We start from the raw sequence: 9116 nt of genomic DNA on the forward strand, positions 1-9116 counted from the left end.
CCCCTCACCCAGCCCCGGGCGGCCGGGCCCTCACCGGGTCCTGCGCCACTGGGAACTCCCCGCGCCCCGAGCGATCGGGCCCTCACCCAGTCCTGGGCGGCCGGGCCCTCGCTGAGCCCCGAGCCGCCGGGAACTCACCGCGCCCCGCTTCGCCTCTCGATCGCGCGCAGGACCGCCACCATGTCCTCCCCGCCGTGGCCCTGTTCGACCGTCTCGCCGAACAGGGCGTGGCAGACGTCGAGCAGCGGGGAGGCCAGGTCCGCCTTGCGCGCGGCCTCCGCGATCAGCCGGTTGTTCTTCAGCACGTCCGCGGCGCCCGCCTGGACGGTGAAGTCCCGGTCCACCAGCTTGGCCCCCTTCACTCGGGAGACGGCGCTGGCCATGGGGCCCGCGTCCAGGACGTCCCGGAGCAGGCGCCGGTCGAGTCCCTGCCGGTCGGCGAAGTGGAACGCCTCGGTCAGGCCGGTGACCATGGTGATCAGGAACAGGTTGACCGAGAACTTCATCAGCAGCGCGCCGGGCACGCTCCCGCAGTCGAACAGCTCGCGGCACACCGGAGCGAGCAGCGGCCGCACGGCGGCCACCGCGTCGGCGTCGCCCGCCAGCATCCCCACCAGCTCACCGCGCTCGGCCGGGACCCGGGACCCGGAGACCGGCGCCTCGACATAGCGGCCGCCCGCGGTGCCGATGTCCTCGCGCAGACCGCCCGAGTACTCCGCCGAGGTCGTGCCCATGTGGACGATCGTGTGCCCGGTGACGCGCGCGGTGAAGTCGGGGCCGCCGCGCCCCAGGACGGAGTCCATGGCGGCCTCGTCGGCCAGCATGAGGATCACCGTCCCCGCCCGCTCGAAGACCTCGGCGGGACCGGCCGCCACCTCGGCCCCGGCCGCCCGCAGGGGCTCGCACCTGGCCGGGGTGCGGTTCCAGACGACGAGGGGCGTCCCGGCGCGGGCGAGATTGAGGGCCATGGGCTGCCCCATCACCCCGAGGCCGACGAAACCGACGTACACGACGCACCACCACCCGACGGTCCATGACAGCGGTCATAGCTCTATGACCGCTGTCATGGTAGCGGAGTTGTATGACGCCGGTCATAGGATGGGTGTGAGGCGCACATACGAGGAGGCCGGGGATGTCCGAACGCGGGCCGCGCGAGCGGATGGTCTTCAGCGCGGCCCAGCTCATCCGGCGCGACGGGGTCGCCGCCACCGGGATGCGCGAGGTGGCCGCCCACGCCGAGGCGCCGCGCGGATCGCTGCAGCACTACTTCCCCGGCGGCAAGGAGCAGCTGGTCAACGAGGCGGTGAGCTGGGCCGGCCGGTACGCGGGCAGGCGCGTCGCCCGGTTCCTCGCGGCGCTGGACGAGCCGACGCCGAGCGGGCTGTTCGCCGAGATGGTGCGGCAGTGGACCGACGAGTACGCCTGCGACGGGTTCGCCGCCGGCTGCCCGGTCGCGGCCGCGACGGTGGACTGGGCAGAGTCGGTGCCCTCCACCCGGGAGGCCGTGGCCGCCGCGTTCGCCACCTGGACCACCCCCGTGGCCCAGGCGCTCGCCGACATGGGCGTCCCCGAGGAACGGGCCGGCGCGCTCGCCACCCTCATGATCAGCGCCCTGGAGGGGGCCATCCTCATCGCCCGCGCCGAACGCGACGTCCGGGCCCTGACGACCGTGACCCGGGAACTCGGCCCACTCCTCGACGCGGCGGTGCGCGAGCACGGCTGAGCGGTCGCACGGCGGTGCCCGGCACCGCTGTCGTACGACCGCCCGGTCGCCGCCGCTTGCGCGGCCGCTCAGGCGTCGGCGCCCGCCCGGGTGCGCTGGCGCAGCGAGATCCGGTTGCCGTCCGGGTCCACCGCCTCGATCCGGATGCCGAACGGATATTCCACGGGCTCGGGCTGGTCGAAGGCCACCCCTCGCTCGCGGAACAGCTCGAAGTCCTTGCGCAGGTCGTCCGACTCCAGGAAGACCGGGCCCGGCGCGATGCCCGTCCCCACCCGCACGGGCTGCCCCGCGGACGCGGCGTGCGGCCACAGGACGATCTCGACCGGGCTGCCCGGGGTGCCCACGGTGAGGAAGCGGCCCTCGGGGGCGCGGTGGTCGACGCGCTTGTGCAGGCCCAGTCCTTCCGTGTAGAAGGTCAGCGCCCGGTCCTGGTCGGTGACGTAGATCGTGACGTACATGATGTCGGTCAGCACGGTGTCGGCCTCTCCTCGGTCGGTAGGGAACACATCGCTGACGAATGCCGCCGGACGTTTGTGACGGGCACGCGGGCGGAGGTGCGCACGCCGTGCCGCGCGGGCCGCACTACTGTCGTGGCATGACAGACGACACGCTGCGCTCGGTCACCGTACGGCGCACCGCAACAGGCCACTTCACCGCCGTCAACGCCCGCGGCGGCACGATCGACTTCGGCACCGCCGGGGAGCCGGGCGGCACGGAGTTCACCCCGGTCGAGCTGCTGCTCGCCGCGATCGGCGGGTGCACCGCGGCCGACGTGGACGTGGCCACCACCCGCCATGCCGAGCCGACCGGGTTCACCGTCACCGTGACCGGCCACAAGATCAGCGACGAGTCCGGCAACCGGATGACCGACCTCTCGGTCGACTTCTCCGTCACCTTCCCCGAAGGGGCGTCCGCGGACCGGGCCCGGGCCATCCTGCCCCGGGCGGTCAAGACCTCCCACGACCGGCTCTGCACGGTCAGCCGCACCGTCGAGCTCGGCACGCCGGTCACCGTGACGGTCACGGACACCCCCTGAACGTGTCGGTCCGGTGACGGCCGCGCCGGGCGGTCACGGGCGGGCGACGGTGTCCTGGTCGGCCGTCCTGTCCTGCTCGGCGGTCCCGGCCGGCGGCGCCGCGGCGGGGGTGCGGAGCAGGGCGGTCAGCCGGGTGGCGACGGGCTCGGTGAAACGGGCGGTCAGCGGGCCGAGGACGACCAGGATGAGGACGTAGGCCGTGGCCAGCGGGCCGAGGGAGGGCTCGATGCCCGAGGTGACGGCGAGCCCGGCGATGACGATGGAGAACTCGCCGCGGGCCACGAGCGTGCCGCCGGCCCGCCAGCGGCCCCGGACCGACACATGGGCGCGGCGCGCGGCCCAGTAACCGGTGGCGATCTTGGTCAGCGTGGTGACGACCGCGAGGGCCAGAGCGGGCAGCAGGACGGGCGGGATGCTCGCCGGGTCGGTGTGCAGGCCGAAGAAGACGAAGAAGACCGCGGCGAACAGGTCCCGCAGCGGGGCCAGTAGTCCGTGCGCGCCCTCGGCGACCTCGCCCGACAGGGCGATGCCGACCAGGAACGCGCCGACGGCGGCCGACACCTGCAGCTGCTGGGCCAGCCCGGCCACCACCAGGGTCAGCCCGAGGACGACCAGCAGCAGCTTCTCGGGGTCGTCGCTGGAGACGAAGCGGGAGATGTGGCGGCCGTAGCGCACCGCGAGTACCAGGACGAGGGCGGCGACACCGAGGGCGACGGCCAGCGTGACGCTGCCGGCGGCAAGGCCCGCCCCGGCCAGCAGGGCCGTGACGATCGGCAGGTAGACGGCCATGGAGAGGTCCTCCAGGACCAGGATGCTCAGGATCACCGGGGTCTCCCGGTTGCCGAGCCGGCCCAGGTCCCCGAGGACCTTCGCGATCACGCCGGACGAGGAGATCCAGGTGACCCCGGCGAGGACGACCGCGGCGACCGGCCCCCAGCCCAGCAGCAGGGCCGCCGCGGCACCCGGCAGGGCGTTGAGCGCGGCGTCCACGAGTCCGGCCGGATAGTGGGTCTTGAGGTTGGAGACCAGGTCGCTGGCCGTGTACTCCAGGCCGAGCATGAGCAGCAGGAGGATCACGCCGATCTCCGCGCCGATGGCGACGAAGTCCTCACTGGCGCCCAGCGGGAGCAGCCCGCCCTCGCCGAAGGCGAGCCCGGCCAGCAGGTAGAGCGGGATGGGGGAGAACCGCAGCCGCCCGGCCAGGCGCCCGAGCAGCCCGAGGGCGAGGATGATGGAACCGAACTCGGTCAGGAAGGTGGCGGAGGAGTGCACGGCTCACTCCCGCCCGAGTATCGTCGCCGCCGCGTCCACGCCCTCGCGGGTGCCGATCACGATGAGCGTGTCACCGCCCGCGAGACGGAAGTCGGGCGTGGGGGAGGGGATGGCCTCCGCCCTGCGCAGGACCGCCACCACGGAGACGCCGGTCTCGGTGCGCATACGGGTCTCGCCGAGGACCCGGCCGTTCCAGTACGACGTGGCCGACAGCTCGATGCGCTCGGCCACCAGGCCCAGATCCGTGGTGGACAGCAGGTTCGGCGTGTGGTGGTCGGGCAGCAGCGCGCCGACGAGGGCTTCCGCCTCTCCCGCGGTGAGCCGTACGGACAGGGCGCAGGCGTCGGGGTCGTCCCTGCGGTAGACGCTGAACGTCCGGTCGCCGTCGCGGTGCGCCACCACCGACAGCGGCTGCCGGTCCCGGGTCGTCATGTCGTAGCGGACGCCGATCCCCGGAAGAGGCGTGCTGCTCAGGCGTGGTGCGCCCATGTCTGGTGTCCCTTCGGCGGCGGAAGCGCGGTGATCGTTCGGCCCACCTACCCTAACCTGCCGCCTTTACCCTTCCATTACCGAAGGGTCGCGTCACATCGGTTCCGGGCAGCGCGGAGGGCCCCGGCCGTCGCCCGGCCGGGGCCCTCACCTGTGCTTCCGCGTCCGGGAGTTACCCGGCGACGGAGGCGTTGCTCCTACGGCGGCGCAGTGCGAAGCCCGTGGCGAGCGCGCCGGCGGTGACGACGCCGGCGGTCAGGGCGATCGGCAGGGCCGGGGAGGCGGAGCTCGCGTCGGCCACGTTCTGGGCCTTGAGATCCTGCACGTACGCCGGGTACGGCGCGTGCGTGGACGCGGACGAGGCCGTCTGCGTGTAGTGGTGCGGGATCGGCTTCACGGACTTCACCGAGCCGTCCGCGTTCAGCAGCACCTGCTTGCCGTTGGGGTGCCGGAAGTCGAACATGCCGCCCAGGCTGCCCGCCCGCCGGTCGAAGGAGGCGTCACCGATGCGGCCGGTGCCCCAGTTGTTCTCGATGAACTGGGTGATCGACGTCTGCTCGGTGGCCGTGTGGTCGACCGAATTCACCTTGCTGTAGGGCGAGATGACCAGCAGCGGCTGCCGGGTGCCCGGCCCGCAGCGGTCCGCGTAGCCACCCGCGGCGGCCGGCCCGGACTGGCACATCGGGCTGTCCAGCGCCTTGCCGTTGGAGCCGGTGGTGGAGTCCTTGGAGCCGTTGAGGACCTTGGAGGTGACGTGGTCGTACCAGCCGTCGGAGTCGTCGTAGGCGACCACGACCGCGGTCGACCTCCACTGCGGCGACTGCTGCAGCGCGTTGATCTCCTTGATCAGGAAGTGCTGCTCGTCGGTCGGGTCGGAGTAGGCGGCGTGTCCGTCCTGGTACTCGGCGGCCTTGAGGAAGCTGACGGCGGGCAGGTTGCCGGCCTTCAGGGCGGCGTCGAAGTCGGCCAGGTCGTAGTTGTGGTTGGCGCGGCCGGCGTGCCCGATCTCGGCGACGTTCTTCGGCGCGAGGTGGTGCGGGTTGGACGTCGACTTGTAGTACTCGAACGGCGAGTGGTGCGGGCTGTAGTCGACGACCGAGGCGCCGCCGACGTTGGTGTGCGTGGTGTCGCACTTCGCGTAGTGGCCGCTCTGGCCGTCCCACGCGGTGCTCGGCCGGAAGCCGCCCTGGAACCAACCCCAGCTGACGTGCTTGGCGTTGAGCAGGTCGCCGATGTTCCTGCCCTGCATCGCGGCGAGCGCGTTGGTGCTGGTGTGGTCCTTGCCGGAGCAGTCGTCGAACGCCGGGTCGGGGTCGTTGACCAGCGTGCCGACACCCTGGGCGTTCGGGGAGAGGACCGTGTACGGGTCCGGGGTCGCCGTCTGCTTCGGGTTCTCGGTGCCGGAGGCCGGGTCGACGGAGATCACGCCGTGGGTCTGGCCGGAGACCAGGTTGAGCGCGCCGGGCGTGGAGGGGCCGTAGACCGAGCTGAAGGAGCGGTCGTTGAGGGCGTAGTGCTGGGCGTAGTTCCACAGACCCGTGACGGTGTTGCCGTCGTAGTAGTCCATCACCAGGCCGGGTTCACCGAACAGCCCGCCGCTGCACTTGCTGACCTCGGTGTTCTCGACGTACTTGTCGGCCTTGCCGTTGTCGGCCGCGTACTGCTCGGGGCCGTAGGAGTGGTTCTGGTCGCAGGTCATGGCCTGCGAACTGGCCAGCCGCTTGGGCGCGTACAGGTTCGGGTTGTTCTTCAGCAGCCCGGCGTTGAGCAGGTTGTCGACCTTCGGGGTGTGCCCCGCGGCCTTGAACGGGGTGCCGTCGGTGTTGGCCGCCTTGGGGTAGGTGGCGAAGTAGTGGTCGAACGAGATGTTCTCGTCGTAGATCACCACCACGTGCTTGATCGGTGTCGCGGTGTGGGGGCCGTGACCGCCCGCCGCGGCCGCCGTGGCCGGAACGGCGCCGCCCGCGGTCGCCAGCGCCGCCGCGCCCAGCAGGGCGCCCACACGGCTCAGGCCGCGCCGGGCACTTGTCGTTCTTCCTGTACCGATCATGCTGTCTCGCCTTCCGAGGACACTGCTTCAGAGACCATGCTTCCGAGAGCACTGCGTTTCGCCGCCCCGATATCGATGGTCGGGGCAACTACGGTCGGATCTTCGGCAATCGTTGCGGCGGGTCGGATGAGCGGCAATGACATGCGCGCGAATGTTCGGTCAGGAAATCCTCATGGTCTCTTGAGACGCCTTTGACTCACAACCGCGAGATCAGGCCAGCAGCGCGCGCCCGTACCAGTCGGAGTCGTCCCGGACGCCGGGCAGGGCGAAGAAGTAGCCGCCGCCGAACGGGGAGACGTAGTCGACGAGCGGCTCACCGGCCAGCCGCTTCTGCACGGCCTCGAACTGCCGTGCCAGGTCCTGCTGGTAGCAGCAGAACAGCAGGCCCATGTCGAGGTTGCCGTTGCCGTCCACGCCCCGGTCGTAGTTGTAGCCGCGGCGCAGGATGCGCTGGCCGGCACTGGCCGCGGTGCGGGGGTCGGCCCGGCGGATGTGGCTGTCCAGCGGGATGACGTCGCCCTTGGGGTCCTGCGCGTACTGCGGGACGTCCTTCTCGTGCCGTCCGTCCAGCGGGGCGCCGGTGTCGCGGGCGCGCCCGAACATCCGCTCCTGCTCGGCGAGCGAGACCCGGTCCCAGAACTCCACCAGCATCCGGATCAGCCGTACGACCTGGTAGCTGCCGCCCGTCGCCCAGTCCGGCTCGCCCGAGGCGGCGCCGACCCACACCAGCCGGTCCGTCTCCCGCGCGTCGGTGACGTCCGGGTTGGCGATGCCGTCCTTGAAACCGAAGTGGTTGCGCGGCGTGCCGGACGGGCGCGGCGGGCTGACGAAACCGTCCATGCGCCATCGCACCTGCAGAGCGCCCCGGGTGTGCCGGGCGACATCGCGCAGCGCGTGCAGGACGGTGTCCGGACTGTCCGCGCAGAACTGCACGCTGAGGTCGCCGTGGCACCAGTCGGCGTCGAGGTCGTCGTCCGGGAACGACGGCATGGCCGTCAGCCGCCGCGGCCTGCGGGCCGTCAGGCCGTAACGGTCGTCGAACAGGGAGGCGCCGACGCCGACGGTGACGGTCAGCCGGTCCGCGGGCACCTCCGGGCCGAGGGTGCCCGAGTCGGCGGGCGGGCCGGTGATGCCCAGCTCGTCCGGGCTGCCGCCGGTGGCCAGGAAACGGGCCCGGTCGGTGAGCGCGCGCAGCGCGTCGCGCAGTTCGGCGCGGTCGCGCGCGGTCGCGTCGAAGGAGACGAACGCCGTGGCGCGCTGCGATGGCGTGAGGATGCCGGCCTGATGGCGGCCGTGGAAGGGGATCCGGCCGCTCTCCTGGGACGCCGTGGCCGAGGCGGCCCCCCGGTCGGCGGCCACGAGTCCGGCGCCGGCCACGGCCGCCGCGCCCGTCAGGAAACCCCGGCGGCCGACCTTGCTGACGGGCTTCACGCGGTCCTCCGTACGTCGGTCAGGGCGGCCACGTCGGCGAGCCGCTCCACCAGTTCGCCCAGGTCCGCGTCGACGGTCTCGCGCTGGGCGCGGGTCAGCCCGGCCAGGGGCGTCCAACGCGCGCCGTGCCGGAAGGAGTCCAGCAGCCGCTGGGTGCGCTCCAGCCAGGAGTCGAGGCCGGGCAGGCCGTCGTCGCGGGTGGTGAGCAGGGGGCGCAGGTGTCCGAGGAGCACCCGGGTGCCGTCCAGGTTGGCGCGGGCCGTCGCCAGGTTGGTGCCGCTGCCGTAGTCGGTGCGGCCGGTCAGCTCGAACTGCACGGTGTTCTCCAGGATCTCGTGCGCGCGCAGCCCGACGTCCGCCGGGTCCATCCGCTCGTCGGGCCAGCGGGCGCGCAGCGCGTGGACGGCCTCGGCCAGCCGGTCGGCGGGGCCGCGCAGAGAACGCGCCGACTCCCCGTGCCACAGGCCGTACTCGACCCGGTGGAAGCCGGTGAAGTCCTTGTCGTGGACGCCCCCGGACAACCCGGCGGTGGTGCCGTCGATCTGCCCGTCGGCGTCCCCGAAGGTGCCGTACGCGGCGCCCATCCGTTCGTACACCAGGTGCGCGGGCAGCCAGGCCGCGCGCGCCGCCGCGAGGTCGCCGCGGTGGACGGCGTCCCGCAGCACGTCCGTCCTGCGCTCCAGTTCGACGGTGCGGGCCTGGATCCACTTCTGGTAGGCGAGGGTCGGCGGGATGAGGTCCTGCTGGGTGACCGGCACCGCGGCCGGGCCGCTTCTCGCCTTCGCGCCCGTGATGCGCACGGTGGGGCCGGTGACGGCGTCGGCGTCGTCGGGCAGGCACTTGAAGGCGTACGTGCCGTTGCCGAGCGTCACCCGCAGCGGGCGGACGGTGCCCGGGGCCAGGCCCTCCACCTCGCCGTAGACCGCGCCCGTCCTCGGGTCGGTCAGGTCGACCTCGGCGGCCGTGCTGGAGGTGTTGTGCAGGTCGAAGACCTGACGGCCGCCCACGGGGTGGCTCCAGCCGCGCCCGCAGCCGGCGGGCGTGACCTCCACCGAGGTGTGCCGCAGCCCGTCGGCCGTCGCCGCGGCGGGCCGGCCGCCGGAGCCGCGGGCCAC

Annotated in this window: 9 protein-coding genes; 2 read left to right on the plus strand and 7 right to left on the minus strand. The window is 72.7% G+C overall.

The features are described 5' to 3' along the window. Positions 1–134: 134 nt before the first annotated feature. Entirely contained in the window at positions 135–1010 is an 876-nt protein-coding gene (locus tag M8J74_RS38820; RefSeq protein WP_249840940.1) for an NAD(P)-dependent oxidoreductase, read from the minus strand. Positions 1011–1132: 122 nt separating this feature from the next. On the opposite strand from M8J74_RS38820, the gene M8J74_RS38825 reads away from it, so the two are divergent. Continuing rightward, positions 1133–1723 carry a TetR/AcrR family transcriptional regulator gene (locus M8J74_RS38825; RefSeq protein WP_249840941.1) on the plus strand — a complete coding sequence of 197 codons (591 nt, stop codon included), beginning with the start codon at positions 1133–1135 and terminating at the stop codon, positions 1721–1723. 68 nt (positions 1724–1791) lie between these two features. On the opposite strand, the gene M8J74_RS38830 is transcribed toward M8J74_RS38825, so the two are convergent. Further along, entirely contained in the window at positions 1792–2196 is a 405-nt protein-coding gene (locus M8J74_RS38830; protein WP_249840942.1) for a VOC family protein, read from the minus strand. Between the two features lie 122 nt (positions 2197–2318). On the opposite strand from M8J74_RS38830, the gene M8J74_RS38835 reads away from it, so the two are divergent. Next, positions 2319–2759: an OsmC family protein gene (locus M8J74_RS38835; RefSeq protein ID WP_249840943.1), complete on the plus strand. Its 441-nt coding sequence runs from the start codon at positions 2319–2321 to the stop codon at positions 2757–2759. A gap of 33 nt (positions 2760–2792) precedes the next feature. Here the strand turns inward: M8J74_RS38835 and M8J74_RS38840 are convergent, their stop codons facing one another. The 5 genes from M8J74_RS38840 to M8J74_RS38860 all read right to left on the minus strand — a co-directional run bounded on the left by M8J74_RS38840 (position 2793) and on the right by M8J74_RS38860 (position 9116). Further along, entirely contained in the window at positions 2793–4031 is a 1239-nt protein-coding gene (locus M8J74_RS38840; RefSeq protein WP_249840944.1) for a cation:proton antiporter, read from the minus strand. A 3-nt stretch (positions 4032–4034) separates the two neighbouring features. Then, complete coding sequence (locus M8J74_RS38845) at positions 4035–4520, minus strand: cation:proton antiporter regulatory subunit (RefSeq protein ID WP_249840945.1); 486 nt, start codon at positions 4518–4520, stop codon at positions 4035–4037. Between the two features lie 172 nt (positions 4521–4692). Further along, entirely contained in the window at positions 4693–6570 is a 1878-nt protein-coding gene (locus M8J74_RS38850) for a phospholipase C (RefSeq protein WP_249840946.1), read from the minus strand. Between the two features lie 210 nt (positions 6571–6780). After that, a complete protein-coding gene (efeB, locus tag M8J74_RS38855; RefSeq protein ID WP_249840947.1) occupies positions 6781–8001 on the minus strand; it encodes an iron uptake transporter deferrochelatase/peroxidase subunit in 1221 nt (406 codons plus the stop codon). After that, positions 7998–9116 (minus strand): EfeM/EfeO family lipoprotein, encoded by a 1119-nt coding sequence (locus M8J74_RS38860; protein ID WP_249840948.1) that lies wholly within the window; start codon positions 9114–9116, stop codon positions 7998–8000. The genes efeB and M8J74_RS38860 overlap by 4 nt, the downstream gene beginning before the upstream one ends.

The organism is Streptomyces panaciradicis (genome assembly GCF_023516615.1).
In the GTDB taxonomy this organism is placed as follows: domain Bacteria; phylum Actinomycetota; class Actinomycetes; order Streptomycetales; family Streptomycetaceae; genus Streptomyces; species Streptomyces panaciradicis.